We start from the raw sequence: 20729 nt of genomic DNA on the forward strand, positions 1-20729 counted from the left end.
TGACGCTCCGGGCCGCCCGGCGGGGCGGTGAGGGCGAGGACAAGTGCAGGAACCGCCAAGGCGGTTGGCCGATACCGGCCACCCGTGCGGGTGCGACGCGACGGGGGCGGGAACCGTCGGCGATTCATTGACGCTAAATGCGTGACATAAGAGTAAATTCCCGACCATTGCTTGCGAGAGGTGTCACCGGCAGACGGGGCAAGGGATGAGCACGGACGAGGGTGTCGCGGTGACGACCGGGATCGCGCGACTGCACGAGTCGCCCGGACTCGCCGGGCCCGGCCGGTTCGGACTGGTGACCAACCACGCCGGAGTCCTCCCCGATCTGCACCCGGCGGCACCCGCGCTGCTCGCGGCGGGCGCACCGCTGGCCGCCCTGTTCGGTCCCGAACACGGGCTGCACGGGACCGGCCAGGCCGGCGAGACCGAGGCGGTCCGGTTTGCCCCCGGCACCGGCCTGCCGGTGTACGACACCTACCGGTGCGAAGGCGGGCACCTCGACAAGCTGTTGATCGACAGCGGCGTCGACGCCCTCGTGTACGACCTCCAGGACATCGGGGCCCGGTTCTACACCTACGCGTGGACCATGTTCGACCTGATGGTCTCGGCGGCCCGCACCGGCGTCCGGTTCGTGGTCGCCGACCGGCCGAATCCGCTCGGCGGACTCGTCAGTGAGGGCCCGCTTCTGGACCCGGCGTGGGCCAGCTTCGTCGGGCGCGCCCCGATCCCCGTCCGGCATGGCCTCACCTGCGGCGAACTCGCCCGGCACTTCAACGCCTCCGCCGTGCCCCAGGCGGCGGGCGCTGCCGTCGAGTTGACGGTGATCGAGGCCGTCGGCTGGCAGCGCGCCATGGACGCCGAGGCCACCGGGCTGCCGTGGATCGCCCCCTCGCCGAACATCCCGACGCCGGCGACCGCCGTCGTCTACCCCGGCACCTGCCTGTTCGAGGGGACGAACCTCTCCGAGGGCCGCGGCACCACGCAGCCCTTCGAGATCGTCGGCGCCCCCTTCCTCGACGCACGGTTCGCACCGGCGCTCGCCGAACTCGGCCTGCCCGGAGTGCACTTCCGCGACCTGCGCTACGTACCGGCCTTCCACAAGCACGCCGGACGGCCGCTGCGCGGAGTCCAGCTGCACATCACCGACCGCACGGCGTTCGCACCGGTACGCACCGCCGTCGCGATGCTCGCCGTGCTCCGCCGGCTGTACCCGGACGACTTCGCCTGGCACACCGTCGACAGCGGCGCCGAGGGGACCGGTCACCGCCACTTCGTCGATCTGCTGTGGGGCTCCGACCGGTTGCGGAGGGCCGTCGACGCGGGCGAGGACCCGCTGCCGCTGTGCGATCCGCCGGCCCCGCCCGGCCGGTGGGCGGGCGACGACGTACTGCTCTATCCCGCAGAACCGACCTGTTCGGAAGGACGAACCCGTCGATGACCGACCGCACGCCGACAACCCCGGCCGGAATCCGTGGCTTTCGTGCGGGCGACGGCCCCGAGGTGGTGGAGGCCTGGCGCCGCAGCGCACCGGCCGACCCCATCACCCCGGACCGCTTCCGCACCCTGGTGCTGCTCGACCCCAACTTCGATCCCGAAGGGCTGCGGGTCGCCGTCGACGGCGACCGTGTGGTCGGCGCCGCCTACGCGGTACGGCGGGTGACACCGATGGCCGGTACCGACCTGGAGCCCGAGCAGGGCTGGATCCCGTTCTTCTTCGTCACCCCGGCCGCCCGCGGGCAGGGCCTCGGCCGCCGGCTGCTGACCGACGCCCTCGACTGGCTGCACGGCCACGGCCGTACCCGGGTGGACTTCTCGTCGTACACCCCGAACTACGTGTTCCCGGGCCTGGACGCGGAGGCCTACCCGGAGGCGGCCGGGCTCCTGGAGTCCCTGGGCTTTCGCACGCTGTACGAGGCGGCCGCGATGGACCGCGTGCTGGTCGGCTACCGCTTCCCGGACGAGGTCACCCACCGCCTGGACCAACTCACCGGACGGGGCTACCGGTTCGCCACCCCCGCCGACGACGACCTGGTGGATCTCCTCGCGCTCGCCGGGCACCACTTCGGCCCGGACTGGGCGTGCACGATCCGGGCGTGTCTGGCCGCGGGCACACCGCTCGACCGGATCGTCGTCGCCCGCGACCCGGCCGGCCGTATGGTCGGCTGGGCCATGCACGGCGCGTTCGACTCGGTGGACGAACGGTTCGGCCCCATCGGGGTGCTGGAGGAGATGCGCGGCACCGGACTCGGCGAGGTCCTCCTCCACCTGGTCCTGGAACGGATGCGGGCCCTGCGCGCGCACTCCGCGTGGTTCCTGTGGACCGGCGCGCAGTCGCCGGCCGGCCACCTCTACCGCAAGACCGGATTCACCACGACCCGGCTGTTCCGCGTACTGCGCCGGGAGGCGGCCGCCCGATGAGACCGACCCCTCCGGCCGGCCGGCTGAGCCGCCGGCACCTCGCGCTCGCACTGCCCTCGGCGCTGCTCGCGTCCGCCTGTGCCGCGCCGTCCCGGGGCACCGGGCGGGCCGGGGACCCGGTCGTCCTCACCCTGCTCTCCCACTACGCCAGCGGGGAACTCAAGAAGGCCCTGCAGGGCCCGGTCGACGAGTGGAACGCCACCCACGACCGGGTCAAGGTGGCGACGAAGGCCGTCGAGTTCACCGACCTGCTGACCACGTTCATGGTCCGCCAGGCCGCGGGCCAGGGCGCCGACATCCTCCAGCCGTACTGCCTGTGGAACGGCCAGCTCGTCCAGGCCGGCGTCCTGCGGCCGGCCCCGGCCGAGCACGCCGAGGAGATCAGGCGCGGCTACGGCACGGCCGCGGTCGGCTCCTCGTCGGTGGCGGGCCGGGTCTACGGCTACCCGACCGAGACGCAGACGTACGCCCTGTACTACAACAAACGGCTGCTGCGCGAGGCCGGCGTGGACGGACCCCCGCGCACCTGGCGGGAGCTGGAGGAGGCGGCGTACCGCACCGCCCGGCGGGACGGCTACGGCAACACCCTGGTCCAGGGGTTCGGCCTGTCGACCTACGACGACTCCACGACCGTCGGGCAGACCCTCGCGCTGCTCAACGCCGCCGGCGGACGGTTCGTCGCCGCGGACGGCCGGAGCACCGCCATCGACTCGCCGGCCGGCCGGGCCGTCCTCGACCTGGAGCACCGCCTCGTCGCCAAGGGCGCGAGCGACCCCGGCGTCAACGTCTACAAGGCGTTCGCGTCCGGGCAGGTGGCCATGGTGATCAGCGCCGGCTGGTGGACGGCGAACCTCAAGTCCCTGATGGGCGAGGCCTACCGCGACGTCGGCGTGGCGGCGGTGCCCCTGCCGGAGGCGGACGGCCCGCGCGCCACGCTCTCCACCGGGTTCATGCTCGGCGTCAACACCGCGAGCGAACATCCGTACGAGGCCTGGGAGTTCCTGCGCTGGCTCAACACCGAGAAGGTGCGCGGTGCCACCCGGATGAGCGCCCTCCAGGTGTCCGTCGGCTCCCTGACCGGCCGCGCCGACGACATGCGGACCCTCCTCGGCGCGGGCGGCGACCCCAACCTGCGGCCGTTCCTGGACGCGCTGGCCTACGCGGTACCGGAGCCGAACGGGCCGGGCGCGCAGCAGGCCAAGTCGCTGCTGCGGAAGAGCATCGAGGCGCTGTGGACCGGCCAGCAGTCCGTCGACGAGGCCCTGCGCACCACCCGCCGCCAGGTCGACCAGGAGGTGTCGCGCGCATGGTGAACGCCACCCTGACAGCGGAGGCGGCCGAACAGGCGGCCCGCCACCCGTCCGCCGTCGGCGTCCGCGGCGGCGGCGGCGGACGCGACCGGCACCGGCGCCGCCAGGCCGTCGTCGCCTACCTCTTCCTGGCGCCGACACTGCTGTTCTACGCCGTCTTCCTCGTCCTGCCGCTCGCCTTCGCGCTGCTGCTGTCCATGTCCCGCTGGGCGGGCTTCGACCTCGGCGACATCGACCCCGTCGGAACGGACAACTTCGCCGGCCTCTTCGCGGACGGGGCGACGTTCCTGACCCCGGTCCTCACCAACACGCTGCTGTTCGCCCTCGGCACCGTGGCCCTCGCGCTGGCCGGCTCCGTGCTCGTCGCCACCTGTATCGACAAGCTCCGGTTCCAGGGGCTGTGGCGCACCCTGTACTTCCTGCCGATCGTCACGACCGTCGTCGCCGTCGGCAACGTCTGGAAGTACATGTACGAACCCGGTGGCCTCGTCAACGGCGTCCTCAACGCCCTCGGACTCGGCTCGGTGGCGTTCCTCCAGGACCCGGACACCGCGCTGCCGGCGGTCGTCGTCGTCCAGGCCTGGGCCTCGGTCGGCTCGGCGATCCTCGTCCTGACCGCCGGGTTGAAGTCCGTCCCGCAGTCGTACTACGAGGCCGCCGCGCTCGACGGCGCCGGGCCCGTCACCGTCTTCTGGCGGATCACGCTGCCGCTGCTGCGGCCGTCCCTGCTGTTCGTGTGCGTCACCCAGTTCCTCACCGGCCTCCAGTCGTTCGCGCTGATCATCGTGATGACCAAGGGCGGCCCGGGGGACGCCACCGACGTGGCCGCACTCGAGATGTACCGGCAGGCCTTCTCCTACGGCGACTGGGGCACCGCCGGCGCCGCCGCCTTCGTGCTCTTCGCGGTGGTCCTCGCGGTCACGCTGGTCCAGTTGTGGCTCTTCCGGCGCAAGGGGGAGGACGCGTGATCCGCCGACGGTTCCCGTGGCTGTCGTATCTGCTGGTCGTCACCGGCGCCGTGCTCACGGTGGTGCCGTTCCTCGACATGGTGATGACGTCCTTCAAGGGCGCCGACGAGGCCGGCCGGCTGCCCTACCGGTTCCTGCCCGAGGCGTTCGACCTGTCCAACTACCGGGCCGCCGTGCACCAGCTGGACCTGCCGGTGCTCTTCCGGAACAGCGTCGTCGCCACGGCCGTGATCAGCGTTTCGGTGCTGGTCACCTCGTCGCTCGCCGGCTACGCGCTCGCCAAACTCCGCTTCCCCGGCCGGGACTTCGTCTTCCGCCTGGTGCTGTCGACGATGATGTTCCCGCCGTTCCTCTTCCTCGTCCCGCACTTCCTGATCCTGGTGCACTGGCCGCTGGCGGGCGGCAACGACCTGTTCGGGCGCGGCGGGGCCGGGCTGACCGTCAGCATCGCGGCGCTCGCCATGCCGTTCCTCGTCAGCAGCTTCGGGATCTTCCTGATGCGCCAGTTCATGGTCTCCATCCCGGACGAGGTGCTGGAGGCCGCCCGCATCGACGGGGCCGGGGAGTTCACCGTGTGGTGGCGGATCGTCGTCCCGCAGACCAAGCCGGTCCTCGTCACCCTCGGGCTGCTGACGTTCGTCGACGCCTGGAACGAGTACATCTGGGCGCTGCTCGTCTCGACCGCCAACCCGGACGTGATGACCCTGCCCGTCGGCATCCAGCTCCTCCAGGACTACGTCGACCCGACCCGCACCACCCCGATCGTCATGGCCGGCCTGGTCCTGAGCACGCTGCCGGTCCTGGTGCTCTTCCTGCTGCTGCAGAAGTACTACATCCGTGGTGTGATGCTCAGCGGCCTCAAGTGAACCGCGCATCCTACCCAGATCGTGGTGTCGATACGCTCTTTGTCGTAGCACAGCGGATTGTCCCTGGGGTTTGTTCTCTCATCGGCCGTGCGGTACGCCTGCACCATGCAACAGTTCAGTCCATCCGCGCCTAAGCACCTCCCTTGTGGTGAGCGGCCCCAACTGCCCGGGCCAGGGACGTTCCTTGCCGGTCCTGCCTAAAGGACATCCCAGCGTCAGCCCAACTTCTCCAAGGGCCGCTTGACGTCAATTCCACGATCGGGTGACACTGATGTTGCTTTTGACGTTCCTCGATACGTCAGTGCAAAAAATGGAGAGCTAATGTCATTGGAACAGCCCGCCCTCCCGTTATCGCGAAGCGCCACCGAGGTTTCCGCCAGCGAGTTACCCGCCGTTCTCGACGGGTTCGATCTCAGCGACCAGGACCGGTTCGGTGCCGGCTTCCCGCACGAGGTCTTCGCCCGGCTCCGCCGGGAAGCACCGATCCTGCTGCACCCGCCGGGCCGCACCCGTGACGGCGAGAACTTCTGGGTCCTGTCCCGCTACGCCGACGTGGTCGAAGCCGCGGCCCATCCGCTGCTGTCCTCCCAGGGCGGCGGCGACCGCGAGGGCGGCGGCACCCACCTCGACGACCTGCCCGCCGGCACCTACTCCGGCGCGATGCTGAACATGATGGACGACCCACGGCACCGGTTGCTGCGCGACCTGGTCAGCCCCTCGGTCACCGGCCCGGTCCTGGAGGCGCTGGCCGCGACCATCACCGAACGCGCCGAGGCCATCATCGACGAGGTCGTCAAGCAGGGCTCCTGCGACTTCCAGAACGACGTGGCGGGCCGGTACTCGGTCGAGGTCATGGCCGCGCTGATGGGCATACCCCGCGCGGACTGGCCGCAGTTCGTCGACTGGACCGAAGTCGTGATGGGCTACGAGGACCGCGAGTCCGGCGAGGCATCCTCTCGCAGCCAGGCCTCCCTGCTGGCCATGTACCAGTACGGCGTCAAACTGATCGCGGAGAAGCGCGCCGACCCGGCCCGGGACTTCCTGTCCGTGATCGCCGCCGGTGATCTGCCGGAGGGCCACGGCGAACCGCCCCTGCGCGAGTACGAGCGCGAGGTGTTCGTCAACCTGCTGACCCTGGCCGGCAGCGAACCCACCCGCAACGTGATCGCGGTCGGCCTGCTCGCCCTGGCCGAACGGCCGGAACAGTGGCAGGCGCTGCGCGCGGACCGCTCGCTGCTGGACAGCGCGGTCGAGGAGATGATGCGCTGGTCCACACCGACGCCGTACAACCGGCGGACGGCGACCGAGGACTTCACCTTCAACGGCGTACGGTTCGGCCGCGGCGACAAGGTGACCCTGTGGTGGTCCTCGGCCAACCGGGACGAGAGCGTGTTCGACAACGCCATGTCCTTCGACGTGCGCCGGAACCCCAACCCGCACGTGGCCTTCGGCCAGGGGCCGCACAGCTGCCTCGCGGTCGACCTCGCCAGAATCGAACTGCGCACGCTCTTCGGCGTGCTGCTCGACCGGGTCGCCGAGGTACGGCTGACCGGTCCGGTGCCCTGGGCCAACAACAGCAAGCACACGGTGGCCCTGAGAGTGCCCGTGGAGTTCGTCCGCGCCTGAGCGGGCCCGCGTCCTGCCGCGCACGGCGGACGCCCTCACCCCGGCGGCCGCCGCGGCGGTCCGGGGACGACGGTCACGACGTGGTGACCGCGGCAGCCTGAAGCGGACCGGTACCGAACGCCGGTCCGCGCTCCGCCCGCAATCCGATCGGCCCGGTGCTGCCCCGGGCCGGGCCTGCGGCATGCCCGCCGACCGAGACGCGCCGAGTGCGGCCCATGGACCGCCCAGGTCAAGGGACCACTCAGGCCTGCCCGTGGCACAGCGCAACCGTGGACGTCCGGAACACCGACTGCCGGGCAGATCAGACGTGTCCTCGAGGAGACGACGTGGAGGGTGAGACCGGCGTGGGTAACCGAGTGGGCAACGCCGCCGACCAGGAACAGGTGGCCGTCGTCGGCCTGGCGTGCCGGCTGCCGGGGGCGGGAAACCCCGCCGAGTTCTGGCGGCTGCTGCGCGACGGACGGGACGCGCTGGGCGAACCCGGGCCGCGGCGCTGCCACCCGGACGGCCCGGCCGTACCCGTGCTGCCCTCCGGCGAACCGGTACGGGCCGGCTTCCTGGACCAGGTCGACTCCTTCGACGCCGGGTTCTTCGGCGTCTCCCCGGGCGAGGCGGCCGTACTGGACCCGCAGCAGCGGCTGGTCCTGGAACTGGCCTGGGAGGCCTTCGAGGACGCCGGGATCGTCCCGGGCGACGGCGACCGCCCAGGCGGCACCGGGGTGTACGTCGGCGCCACCTACGACGACTACGCGACGCTGCGCGGCGCCCGGCTGAGCCCGCACTCGGCCACCGGACGCAACCGGGCGATGATCGCCAACCGGGTGTCCTACGCCCTGCGGCTGCGCGGCCCCAGCCTGGTGGTGGACAGCGCGCAGTCCTCCGCGCTGCTCGCCGTCCACCTGGCCTGCCGGGCGCTCGCGGCGGGGGAGTGCACGACCGCGCTGGCCGGCGGCGTCAACCTGAACCTCACCCAGGACGGCTACGACGTCACCCGGGCACTGGGCGCGATCTCACCGGACGGGCGCTGCTACACCTTCGACGAGCGGGCCGACGGATTCGTGCGCGGCGAGGGCGGCGCGGTGCTGGTGCTCAAGCCGCTGTCGGCGGCACTGGCCGACGGGGACACCGTGCACGCGGTGATCCGGGGCAGCGCCGTCAACAACGACGGCGGCGGCGACTCGCTGACCGCGCCCCGCCAGGAGGCCCAGCAGGACGTGCTGCGCCTCGCCTGCGCGGCCGCCGGCGTGTCCCCGGCCGAGCTGGACTACGTCGAACTGCACGGCACCGGAACGCCGTTGGGCGACCCCGTCGAGGCCGCGGCCCTCGGCGCGGTGGCCGGACGTGAGCGGGAGCGGCCACTGCTGGTCGGCTCGGTGAAGACCAACATCGGGCACCTGGAGGGCGCGGCCGGCATCGCCGGACTGCTCAAGACGGTGCTCTGCCTGTCGCGCCGGGAACTGGTACCCAGCCTGAACTTCCGCACCCCCAGCCCACGGATCCCGCTGACGGAGCTGGGCCTGCGGGTCGTCACCGAACCCGGCCCCTGGTCTGCCACGAAGGGCCCGCTGCTCGCCGGGGTCAGCTCGTTCGGCATGGGCGGCGCCAACTGCCATCTGGTGCTCACCGAGCCGCCCGCTCCCCGCCCGGCACCGGATCCCGACGCCGAAGGCTACGACGGCCCGGTACTGGTACCGCTGACCGCACGGGCCCCGGCGGCGCTGACCGAACTGGCCGGCCTGGTGAGCGCGTCGGCGGAGTCCCCGGTGGACCTGGCCTACTCGCTGGCCACCACGCGCAGCCCGCTGGAGCGGCGGGCGGTGCTGGTCGCCGAGTCCGCGCAGGAGGTGCCCGGGCTCCTCGCGGCGCTGGCCGGGGACACGGCGAACGCCCGGGTGGTGCGCGGCACGGCCGTCGAGGGGCGGACCGTCTTCCTCTTCGCCGGCCAGGGCAACCAGCGGCCGGGCATGGGCCGGGAGATCTACCGGCGCCACCCCGTGTTCGCCGCCTCCGTGGACGCCGTCGCCGCGGAACTGCGCCCGCACCTGCCGCGGCCACTGCTGGACGTGGTCTTCGCCGAGACGGGCTCGGCGGACGCGGCCCTGCTGGACGAACCCGCCTACACCCAGCCCGCGTTGTTCGCCGTCCAGGTCGGGCTGTACCGGCTGGTGGAGAGCTGGGGGATCACCCCGGACGCCGTCCTCGGCCATTCCTTCGGCGAACTGGCCGCCCTGCACGTCGCCGGCGCGATGTCCCTGGCCGACGCCTGCGCGCTGGTCGCCGCCCGCGGCCGGCTGATGCAGGACATCCCGCCCGGCGGGGCGATGATCCTGGTCGAGGCCTCCGAGGCGGAGCTGCTGCCGGACGTCGAGGCGACCGGCGGACTTGTCTCGATCGCCGCCCTCAACAGCCCTACCGCCACGGTCCTTTCCGGAGACGAGGACGCCACGCTGGCGATCGCGGACCACTGGTCCGCGCGGGGCCGGCGCACCCGGCGGATCCAGGTCCCGATGGCCAGCCACTCGGCACACGTGGACGGCATCCTGGACGGGATGCGCGCGGCCGCCGCCCGGATCGACTGGCGACCCCCGACCCTGCCGGTCATCTCCTCGCTGACCGGCGCCGAACTGGACGTCACCGGCCTCGACTGGCCGGAGTTCTGGGCCCGGCACACCCGCGGTACGGTACGGTTCGCCGACGCCGTCGCCACCGCCTGCGCGGGCGGCGCCCGGACCTTCCTGGAGCTGGGCCCGGACGGGACCCTGTGCGCGATGGGCCCGGGCAGCGCGCCCGAGGACGTGGCGTTCGTCTCCGCGCTGGCCGGCGGGGAGCGCCCTGACCTGCGATCACTGCTCACCGCGGTGGCCCGGGTGCACACCCGCGGTGTCCCGGTGGACTGGGCACGGTTCTACGACGGCTCCGGCGCCCGGCGGATCCCACTGCCCACCTATCCCTTCCAGCGGCGGCGGCACTGGATCGCCGGGGTGACGGGCACCGGCGGCGCGACCCCCGCCGTACCCGCCGCACCTGCCGTACTGGCCGCACCGGAGACCGGGACGCCGGCCCGGCCGGACTCGGGACTCGCCGGGCTGCCCGCGGCCGAGCGGGAGCAGACGGTACGGGCACTGGTGCGCGCCGAGGTGGCCGCGGCCCTGGAGCTGGACTCCGCCGAACAGCTGGACATGCGGCGCCCGTTCAAGGACCTGGGCTTCGGCTCGCTGATGACGGTGGAGCTGGGGCAGCGACTGACCGACGTGACCGGGGTACGGTTGCCCGCCACCGCCGTAATCGATCACCCCACCCCGGAACGGATCACCGCGCACCTGATCGCCGAACTGGCCGCCGGGACAGGGCCGGACGCCGGACTCGAGAGGCCGCTCGCGGATCCCGTGCCAGCCGCCGAGCCGATCGCGATCGTCGGGATGGCCTGCCGGTTCCCCGGCGGGGTCGGCTCGCCCGAGGACCTGTGGGACCTGGTGGCCGCCGGTACCGACGCGATCGGCGGCTTCCCCACCGACCGCGGCTGGGACCTGGACGGGCTCTTCGACCCGGACCCGGAGCGGCCGGGCCGCAGCTACGCGCGCACCGGCGGATTCCTCTACGGGGCCGCCGAGTTCGACGCCGGGCTGTTCGGCATCTCGCCGCGCGAGGCCCTCGCCATGGACCCGCAGCAGCGGCTGCTCCTGGAGACCTCCTGGGAGGCACTGGAGAGGGCCGGCATCGACCCGCTCTCCCTGCGGGACAGCGCGACCGGCGTGTTCTCCGGGGTGATGGCACAGGACTACGGCCCCCGGATGCACGAGGGCGCCGACGGCCTCGACGGCTATGTGCTGACCGGCACCACGGCCAGCGTCGCCTCCGGCCGCATCGCCTACAGCCTGGGGCTGCGCGGGCCCGCGGTCACCGTGGACACCGCGTGCTCCTCGTCGCTGGTGGCACTGCATCTGGCCGCCCAGGCGCTGCGATCGGGGGAGTGCTCCCTCGCGCTGGCCGGCGGCGTGACGGTGATGCCCACGCCGGGCATCTTCGTGGAGTTCTCCCGGCAGCGCGGACTCGCGCCCGACGGGCGGTGCAAGTCGTTCGCGGCGGCGGCCGACGGCACCGGCTGGGCGGAGGGCGCCGGTCAGCTCGTCCTGGAACGCCTGTCCGACGCGCGCCGCAACGGCCACCCCGTGCTCGCCGTGCTGCGCGGCTCGGCGGTGAACCAGGACGGCGCCTCCAACGGCCTGACCGCTCCCAACGGCCCTGCCCAGGAAGGCGTGATCCGTACCGCGCTGGCCACCGCCGGACTGTCCGGCGCTGACGTGGACCTGGTGGAGGCGCACGGCACCGGCACCACCCTGGGCGACCCCATCGAGGCCCAGGCGCTGCTGGCCACCTACGGCCGGGACCGCGCGGGCGACCCGCTCTGGCTGGGCTCGCTGAAGTCAAACATCGGGCACACCCAGGCCGCCGCCGGGGTCGCGGGCGTGATCAAGGTCGTACAGGCGCTGCGGCACGGGCTGCTGCCGCGCACCCTGCACGTGGACGAACCGTCGCCCTACGTGGACTGGGCGTCCGGCGAGGTGCGGCTGCTGACGGAGGAGCGGCCATGGCCCGAGCGCGGACGGCCGCGCCGGGCCGGGGTGTCCTCGTTCGGGATCAGCGGCACCAACGCCCATGTCATCGTGGAACAGGCGCCCGAAACGGTGCCGGCGGAACACACGTCGGCACTGGGCCCGGTGCTGCGGTCCGCTCCGGTGCCGGTGGTGCGATCCGGTCCGGACCCGGTGCTGCGGTCCGCTCCGGTGCCGGTGGTGCTGTCCGGGCAGACCGCGGCCGCGTTGCGGGCACAGGCGGCACGACTGGCCGCACACCTGGAGAGCGACCCGGGCGCGGCGCTCGCGGACGTCGCGCGCGCGGCGGCGACCACCCGGGCCGCCCTGCCGCACCGCGCCGTGCTCACCGCGACCGACCGCACGGATCTGGCACGGGGCCTGCGCACCCTCGCCGCCGACAAGGAGACGCCCGACCTGGTGCGCGGGGTCGCCGACGTCGACGGCCGCACGGTGTTCGTGTTTCCGGGGCAGGGCGCGCAGTGGGCGGGGATGGCGGTGGAACTGCTGGACTCCTCGCCGGTGTTCGCGGAGCGGATGGCTGAATGCGCCTCGGCGCTCGGTGAGTTCGTGGACTGGTCGCTGCTGGGTGTGCTACGCGGGGAGGCGGGTCAGCCGTCCCTGGAGCGGGTGGACGTCGTCCAGCCGGTGTCGTTCGCGGTGATGGTGTCCCTTGCCGCGCTGTGGCGGTCCTTCGGCGTCGAACCGGACGCGGTGGTGGGGCATTCGCAGGGTGAGATCGCCGCCGCCTGCGTGGCGGGAGCCCTGTCCCTGCGCGACGCCGCGAAGGTGAGCGCCCTGCGCAGTGCCGCGCTCGGCGCGCTGTCCGGTGCCGGCGGGATGATGTCGGTGGCGCTTCCGGTCGCCGCACTGGAACCGCGGCTGGCGCGCTGGGACGGGCGGGTGTCGGTCGCCGCGGTCAACGGCCCGGCGGCGGTGGTCCTTTCCGGAGAGCCCGGAGCCCTCCGGGAACTCGAAGCCGAGCTGACCGCCGAAGGCGCGCGGGCCCGGCTGGTCGCGGTGGACTACGCCTCGCACTCCGCACAGGTGGAACGCATCCGCACCGAACTGCTGGACCGGCTCGCCGGACTGGAGCCGTGCACCGCCGAGATCCCCTTCTACTCCACGGTGACCGGCGCGCGGCTCGACACGGCGAGCCTGGACGCCGAGTACTGGTACCGGAACCTGCGCCAGACCGTCCGCTTCGAGGAAACGATCCGTGAACTGGACCGCGCCGGGCACCGCGTGTTCGTGGAGACCAGCCCGCATCCGATCCTGACCGCGGCCGTCCAGGACACCGTCGAGGCGGCGGGCAGCACGGCCGTGGTGGTCGGCTCGCTGCGCCGCGACCAGGGCGGCCCCGGCCGGTTCCTGCGGTCGCTGGCCGAGGCGCAGGTGCGCGGGGTCCGGGTGAACTGGACCGCCGCCTTCGGTGCCCAGGGCCGCCGTGCGGAGCTGCCCACCTACGCCTTCCAACGCCGGCGCTACTGGCTGCCCACCCCCGCGGCCGGCACGGACACCGCAGGGCTCGGGCTGGACGCCACCGCCCACCCGCTCCTGGGCGCCGCCGCACCGGTCGCCTCCACGGGCGAGCTGCTGCTGACCGGTGAGCTGTCCCGGCAGCGGCAGCCCTGGCTGGCCGACCACACCGTCATCGGCACCGCCGTCCTGCCCGGCACGGCCTTCGTCGAGCTGGCCGTGCGCGCCGGGGACGAGGCGGGCTGCCGGGTGCTGGAGGAGCTGACCGTGCACGCGCCGCTGACTCTGCCCGAGCGCGCCGGTGTACGGGTGCAGGTCGTGCTCGGCGCGCCCGGCGAGGACGGCGCCCGCGCCGTGGACGTGTACTCCCGTCCGGGCGAGGGCCCCGAGTGGACGCACCACGCCACCGGCAGACTCGGCATGACGGAGGCGTCCCCGCCCGCGACCGGCGACTGGCTGCCTGCGGGCGCCACGCCGGTCGACCTGGCCGACCGTTACCCGGCACTGGCCCGGCTCGGCTACGGCTACGGGCCGGTCTTCCAGGGCCTGCGCCGGCTGTGGCGGCACGGCGAGGACCTGTTCGCCGAAGTCGCCCTGCCAGAACCGGCGTCGGCGGACGCCGGAGCGTACGGGCTGCACCCCGCGTTGCTGGACGCGGCACTGCACGCGGCCGTCCCGGCCGACGACACGGCCACCATCGGGCTGCCGTTCGCCTTCACCGGGGTCCGGCTGTACCGGACCGGCGCCACCGCGGTGCGGGTCCGGCTGCGCCCCGCGGCCGGGGGAGCCGTCTCCCTCACCGTGACCGACGCCGAGGACAATCCGGTCGCGGCGATCGACTCGCTGGCGTTCCGCCCGGTCAGCGCCGAACAACTCGCCGCCGGCCGCCGGGATCACCTGTACCGCACCGGCTGGGTTCCGCTGGCGTCCCCCGCACAGGACGGGGCCTGGGCGTGGCTGTCGCACCTGGATCCGGACGGACCGATGCCCGCGGTGGTAGGTGCCGCGGTGTCCGGGGTGACCGACGCCCTGGCGGTGACGCGGCGCTGGCTGGCCGACGAGCGGCTCACCGCGTCGAGGCTGGTACTGCTCACCCGCGGCGCGGTCGCCACCGCCCCGGGCGAGCCGGTCGACCCCGATGCGGCGGCGGTGTGGGGCCTGGTGCGCAGCGCGCAGACGGAGAACCCGGACCGCTTCGTCCTGCTCGACACGGACGGCCACCCCGCGTCCGAGGCGCTGCTGCCCCGGCTGGCGGCGACCGGGGAGGCTCAACTGGCCGTGCGTGCGGGGCGGATGTTCGTGCCGCGGCTGGCGCGGGTGTCGGAGACGGCCGGGGAGGTTCCTTGGGCGGCTGAGGACGTCGTGCTGGTCACCGGGGCGAGTGGGACCCTCGGGGGCTTGGTGGCGCGGCATTTGGTGGAGCGTCACGGGGTGCGTGGACTGGTCCTGGCTTCCCGGCGCGGCCCTGGCGCCCCGGGCATGGCGGAACTCGTCGCCGAGCTGAGTGAGTTGGGCGCCGAGGTGACGGTGGCCGCGTGCGACGTCGCCGAGCGGGATGCGGTGGCCGCGCTGCTGGCCGAGCACCCGGTGACCGCCGTGGTGCACGCCGCCGGAGTTCTCGACGACGGCGTGCTGGCCGCGCTCACCCCCGAACGGGTGACCGAGGTGTTCCGGGCGAAGGTGGACGGCGCGCGCCACCTGGCCGAGCTGACCGGCCCGGAACTCAGGGCGTTCGTGCTGTTCTCCTCGGTGGCCGGAACGCTGGGCAACGCGGGGCAGGCCGCCTACGCGGCGGCCAACGCCGCGCTGGACGGGCTGGCGGCCCAGCGCCGGGCCGCCGGGCTGCCCGCGACCGCGGTGGCCTGGGGGCTGTGGGCCGAGCGCAGCGGCATGACCGAGGGCATGGCCGACACGGACCGGGCCCGGCTGGCCCGCGCCGGTGTGGTGCCGCTGGACGCCGCCACCGCACTGGACCTGCTCGACACGGCCACCGCGTTGGACTACCCGGTGCTGGTCGCAGCCCGCCTGGACCCGGTGGCGCTGCGCGAGCGGGCGGCCGAGGGCGTGCTGTCGCCGGTGCTGCGCGCACTGGTGCCGGTGGTGCGTCGCGCAGCCGCCACGGAGGGCGCGGCGGACGGCGCCGAAGGGCTGCGGCGGCGACTGGCGGAGGGCGAACCACTGCGGGTGCTCCAGGACCTGGTGCTCACCCAGGCGGCGACGGTGCTCGGCCACACCGACCCCGGCGGGCTGTCACCGGACCGGCCGTTCAAGGACTTCGGCTTCGACTCGCTGACGGCGGTGGAACTGCGCAACCGGCTCGGCCGGGCGGCCGGCGTACGGCTGCCCGCGACCGTGGTGTTCGACCACCCCACCCCCACCGCACTCGCCGGATACCTGCGCGGCGAACTCGTCGGCGACGCCGCCGTGAGCGCCCCGGCGACCGCCGCGCCGGTGGTGGCCGCCGACGAGCCGATCGCCATCGTCGGCATGGCCTGCCGCTTCCCGGGCGGCGTCGCCTCCCCGGAGGACCTGTGGGACCTGGTGGCCGACGGGGTCGACGCCGTCGGCGGGTTCCCCACCGACCGGGGCTGGGACGTCACCGGCCTGTACGACCCCGACCCGGACCACCCGGGCACCAGTTACACCCGGCACGGCGGCTTCCTCTACGACGCCGGCCGGTTCGACGCCGGGCTGTTCGGGATCTCGCCGCGCGAGGCCCTCGCCATGGACCCGCAGCAGCGGCTGCTCCTGGAAACCGCCTGGGAGGCACTGGAGCGGGCCGGGATCGACCCGTCCTCGGTACGCGGCAGTCAGACCGGTGTGTTCACGGGCGTGATGTACCACGACTACGCCACCGCGCTGCGGGAACTGCCCGAGGGTGTCGAGGGGCACCTGCTCACCGGCACCGCCGGAAGCGTCGCCTCCGGCCGGGTCGCCTACACGCTCGGCCTGCAGGGGCCCGCGGTCACCGTGGACACGGCGTGTTCCTCCTCGCTGGTGGCGATGCACCTCGCGGCTCAGGCGCTGCGCTCCGGTGAGTGCTCGCTGGCCCTGGCGGGCGGTGTGACGGTGATGGCCGAGCCGACCACGTTCACCGCGTTCTCCCGGCAGCGCGGACTCGCCGCCGACGGACGCTGCAAGCCCTTCGCCGGGGCCGCCGACGGCACCGGCTGGTCCGAGGGCGTCGGCCTGCTGCTGCTCGAGCCGCTGTCCGCCGCGCGCCGCAACGGCCACCGGGTGCTGGCCCTGATACGGGGCTCGGCCGTCAACCAGGACGGCGCGTCCAACGGCCTCACCGCACCCAACGGCCCCTCTCAGGAACGGGTGATCCGCACCGCGCTGGCCGCCGCCGGAGTCCGGGCCCAGGACGTCGACGCGGTCGAGGGCCACGGCACCGGGACGCCGCTGGGCGACCCGATCGAGGCCCAGGCGCTGCTGGCCACCTACGGGCGGGACCGCGCCGGCGATCCGCTGTGGCTGGGGTCGGTCAAGTCCAACATCGGGCACGCGCAGGCCGCGGCCGGAGTGGCCGGGGTGATCAAGATGGTGCAGGCGATACGGCACGGCGTGCTGCCCCGCACCCTGCACGTCGACGAGCCCTCACCGCACGTGGACTGGACGTCCGGTGAGGTGCGGCTGCTGACGGAGGCGCGGCCGTGGCCGGACCGCGGCCGCCCGCGCCGGGCCGGGGTGTCCTCGTTCGGCATCAGCGGCACCAACGCGCATGTCGTCATCGAACAGGCGGAGCCGGAACCGTCCGCCGAGGCCGGGCGAGTCGACGGCGCCGGCAAGCCTGGACAGGCCGAAGTGCTCGCTGGGCCCGGGCGGGTTGAAGGGCTTGCCGGGGTTGGGCAGACGGACGTGGTCGCTGAGGCGGGGCGGGTTGAAGGGCTTGCCGGGGTCGGGCAGGCGGACGTGGTCGCTGAGGCGGGGCGGGTTGAAGGGTTCGCCGGGGTCGGGCAGGCGGACGTGGTCGCTGAGGCGGGGCGGGTTGAAGGGCTTGCCGGGGTTGGGCAGGCGGACGTGGTCGCTGAGGCGGGGCGGGTTGAAGGGTTCGCCGGGGTTGGGCAGGCGGACGTGGTCGCTGAGGCGGGGCGGGTTGAAGGGTTCGCCGGGGTCGGGCAGGCGGACGTGGTCGCTGGGACGCGGCCGTACACCGAGCCGTGGCTGATGCCCGTCGTCGTGTCGGGGCAGAGCGACGAGGCCCTGCGCGCGCAGGCCGCCCGGCTGGCTGCGCATCTCGCCGCGCACCCCGGAGACCGGGTGCGGGACATCGCATGGTCCAGCGTGGCCGGCCGGGCCGCGCTGGAGCATCGCGCGGTCGTCCTGGCCGCGGATCCGGAGCAGCTGGGCGAGCGGCTCGGCGCGCTGGCCGAGGGCCGGGACATCCCCGGCGTGGTACGCGGCACCGCGGCCGACACGGCACGGCGGGTGGCGTTCGTGTTCCCCGGCCAGGGCGCGCAGTGGGCCGGGATGGCGCTGGAACTGCTGAACACCGCGCCGGTGTTCGCCGCCCGGCTGGCCGAGTGCGCGGCCGCGATCGAGTCGTACGTCGACTGGTCGGTGCTGGACGTGCTGCGCGGTCTGCCGGGCGCGCCGACGCTGGAGCGGGTGGACGTGGTGCAGCCGGTGACCTTCGCGGTGACCGTGTCGCTGGCCGCGCTGTGGCGCTCGTACGGCGTGGAACCGGAGGCGGTGATCGGCCACTCGCAGGGCGAGATCGCCGCCGCCTGCGTGGCCGGGGCACTGTCACTGGCCGACGCCGCCGCGGTGGTGTGCCTGCGCAGCCGCGCGCTGACCGAACTGTCCGGCAAGGGCGGCATGATGTCGGTGGCGCTGCCCGCCGATGAGGTACGGGCCCTGTTCACCGACGACCGGCTGGGCGTGGCCGCGGTCAACAGCCCCACCTCCACCGTCGTCTCCGGCGACCCGGACGCCCTGGAAGAGCTACGGGCCGCGTGCGAGGAGCGCGGGGTGCGGGCCCGCCGTATCGCGGTGGACTATGCCTCGCACTCCACCCAGGTGACCGCCGTCAAGGACCGCCTGGCCGAACTGCTCGCGGGGATCAGCCCGCGGGCGGCGCGCACCGAGCTGTACTCCACGGTCACCGGGCAGCGGTTGGACACCCGCGAACTCACCGGCGGGTACTGGTACACCAACCTCCGTCAGACCGTCCGGTTCGCCGACGCGGTGCGCGCCGCGCTGGACGCGGGGATCGGCACCTTCATCGAAGTCAGCCCGCACCCGGTGATCGCCCCGGGCGTGCAGGAGACGGTGGACGCCGTCGGCGCGCGGGCCGCCGTACTCGCCACGCTGCGGCGTGACGACGGCGGCTGGCCGCGCTTCGCCCAGTCGCTGGCCGAAGCGCAGGTGCGCGGGGCCGGGGTACGGCTGGCCGAGGTGTTCGAGGGGACCGGTGCCCGACGGGTCGACCTACCCACGTACGCCTTCCAGCACCGCTGGTACTGGCTGGCCGAGCAGGCCGGACCTCGCTCCGACAGCTGGCGCTACCGCGTCGAGTGGCGGCCCGCGGACCCGCCGGAGCGCACCGGACCGGACGGCGAATGGCTGGCCCTGGTGCCCGCCTCCGGCGCCGACCAGGACTGGCTGAAGACGCTCACCGGCGGCCTTCCGGTGCGGACCGTCACCGTGGACACCGGGCACGCCGACCGCACCGAACTCACCGACCGGCTGCGCCGCGCGCTGGCCGAGCACACCCCGCGTGGGGTGCTGTCCCTGCTGGCCGCCGACCGCCGCCCGCATCCGGACCACCCGGTGGTGCCCGCCGGGGTGGCCGCCACCCTGGCGGTGATACAGGCGCTCGGCGATCTGGACGCGACGGTGCCGCTGTGGCTGCTGACCTCCGGCGCGGTGAGCACCGGTGCCACCGATCCGCTGCGCCAACCGAGTGTGGCCCAGGTGTGGGGCCTGGGCCGGGTGGCGATGCTGGAACACCCGGCGTTCTGGGGCGGCCTCATCGACCTGCCCGCCGAACTCGACGACGCCGCGCTGGAACAGCTGCGCGCAGCACTCGCGGGCGGCTGGGGCGCGGAGGACCAGCTCGCGGTGCGCGGATCCGGCACACTGCTACGGCGGTTGGTGCGCGCCCCGCTCGACGGCGGCGCGGCCGGCCACTGGCAGGCCCGGGACACCGCGCTCGTGACCGGCGGCACCGGCGCGCTCGGCCCGGAGGTCGCCCGCTGGCTCGCCACGCAGGGCGTACGGCACGTGGTACTGGTCAGCCGCAGCGGCGCGGACGCCGACGGGATCGCCGAACTGACGGACGAACTCGACGGCCTCGGCGTCCGGCTGACCGCGCGCGCCTGTGACATCGGCGACCGGGCCGCCGTGGCCGCGCTGCTGGCCGGGCTGCGCGAGCAGGGCGAGACGGTACGCACGGTGGTGCACGCTGCCGCGCTGATGCGGCTGGCCCCGCTCCCCGACACCGACCTCGCCGAGTACGCCGACGTCCTCACCGCCAAGGTGCAGGGCGCCCGGCACCTGGTCGAACTGCTCGACCCGGCCGAACTGGACGCACTGGTCTTCTACTCCTCCATCGCCGGGGTGTGGGGCAGCGGCGACCACGGCGCCTACGCCGCCGCCAACGCCGAACTCGACGCCCTCGCCGAGCAGGCCCGCGCCACCGGTCTGCCGGTCACCTCGGTGGCCTGGGGCGTCTGGGACGGCGCCCGCTTCCCCGACGGGGTCGACGCCGACCAGCTGCGCCGCCAGGGACTGCCGTTGATCGCCCCCGGACCGGCGCTGGACGCACTCCGCACCGTCCTCGAACGCGCCGAGAGCGGACTGTCGGTCGCCGACGTCGACTGGGCCAGGTTCATGCCGCTGTTCGCCTCGGCCCGCAGCAGGCCGCTGTTCGCCGAGATCCCCGAGGCCCGGCGCGTGCTGGACGGCCCGTCCGAACCAGGGCCGCAGCCGGCCGGCTCGCCCTGGGCCCAGCGGCTGGCCGGGCTGTCGGACACCGAACGCCGCAGCACCCTGCTACGGCTGGTCCGCGAGCAGGCGGCCGTCGTGCTGGGCCACTCCGGCGCGGCCGCCATCGGCGCCGACCACGCCTTCCGCGACCTCGGCTACGACTCGCTGACGGGGATCGAGCTGCGCAACCGGCTCGGCGAGGCGACCGGCCTGGCGCTGCCGGCCACCCTGGTGTTCGACCAGCCCACCCCGGCAGCGGTCGCCGCATACCTGCGCACCCGGCTCGCGCCCCCCGAACCACCCCTCCTCAGCGAACTGGACCGGCTCGCCGAGCGGCTCTCCCGGGCGGACGCCGACGACGACCGAGCCGGCATCGAACTGCGGCTTCGGACGATGCTCTCGCAGTTCAGCAGCGACTTCACCAGGGACTTCAGCAGGGACTCCACAGGGGACGAGGAGGACTTCGACCCGATGTCGAACGAGGAGATGTACGACCTCATCGACCGCGAACTCGGCGCGAACTGAAGGGGGTTGCAC

Annotated in this window: 7 protein-coding genes; all 7 read left to right on the top strand. The window is 73.9% G+C overall.

The window, feature by feature from the left end; all coding sequences use genetic code 11:
- The first annotated feature begins 205 nt into the window (after positions 1 to 205).
- The 7 genes from AB0N16_RS27815 (at position 206) to AB0N16_RS27845 (ending at position 20717) form a co-directional block, all read left to right on the top strand.
- Positions 206 to 1438: a DUF1343 domain-containing protein gene (locus AB0N16_RS27815; RefSeq protein WP_365801260.1), complete on the top strand. Its 1233-nt coding sequence runs from the start codon at positions 206 to 208 to the stop codon at positions 1436 to 1438.
- A complete protein-coding gene (locus AB0N16_RS27820; RefSeq protein ID WP_365801262.1) occupies positions 1435 to 2418 on the top strand; it encodes a GNAT family N-acetyltransferase in 984 nt (327 codons plus the stop codon). The genes AB0N16_RS27815 and AB0N16_RS27820 overlap by 4 nt, the downstream gene beginning before the upstream one ends.
- Positions 2415 to 3731 (top strand): ABC transporter substrate-binding protein, encoded by a 1317-nt coding sequence (locus tag AB0N16_RS27825; RefSeq protein ID WP_365801263.1) that lies wholly within the window; start codon positions 2415 to 2417, stop codon positions 3729 to 3731. The genes AB0N16_RS27820 and AB0N16_RS27825 overlap by 4 nt, the downstream gene beginning before the upstream one ends.
- Positions 3725 to 4696, top strand: coding sequence for a sugar ABC transporter permease (locus AB0N16_RS27830; protein WP_365801266.1), 972 nt, complete (start codon positions 3725 to 3727; stop codon positions 4694 to 4696). The genes AB0N16_RS27825 and AB0N16_RS27830 overlap by 7 nt, the downstream gene beginning before the upstream one ends.
- Positions 4693 to 5562 (top strand): carbohydrate ABC transporter permease, encoded by an 870-nt coding sequence (locus tag AB0N16_RS27835; RefSeq protein WP_365801268.1) that lies wholly within the window; start codon positions 4693 to 4695, stop codon positions 5560 to 5562. Before AB0N16_RS27830 ends, AB0N16_RS27835 begins: the two co-directional genes overlap by 4 nt.
- Before the next feature lie 321 nt (positions 5563 to 5883).
- The gene (locus AB0N16_RS27840) at positions 5884 to 7188 is read left to right on the top strand and encodes a cytochrome P450 (protein WP_365801270.1); all 1305 of its coding nucleotides are present in this window, start codon (positions 5884 to 5886) and stop codon (positions 7186 to 7188) included.
- Between the two features lie 344 nt (positions 7189 to 7532).
- Positions 7533 to 20717 (top strand): type I polyketide synthase, encoded by a 13185-nt coding sequence (locus tag AB0N16_RS27845; RefSeq protein ID WP_365801272.1) that lies wholly within the window; start codon positions 7533 to 7535, stop codon positions 20715 to 20717.
- Positions 20718 to 20729 lie beyond the last annotated feature (12 nt).

The sequence above is a fragment of the Streptomyces sp. NPDC051105 genome (assembly GCF_040682795.1).
Classification (GTDB): domain Bacteria; phylum Actinomycetota; class Actinomycetes; order Streptomycetales; family Streptomycetaceae; genus Streptomyces.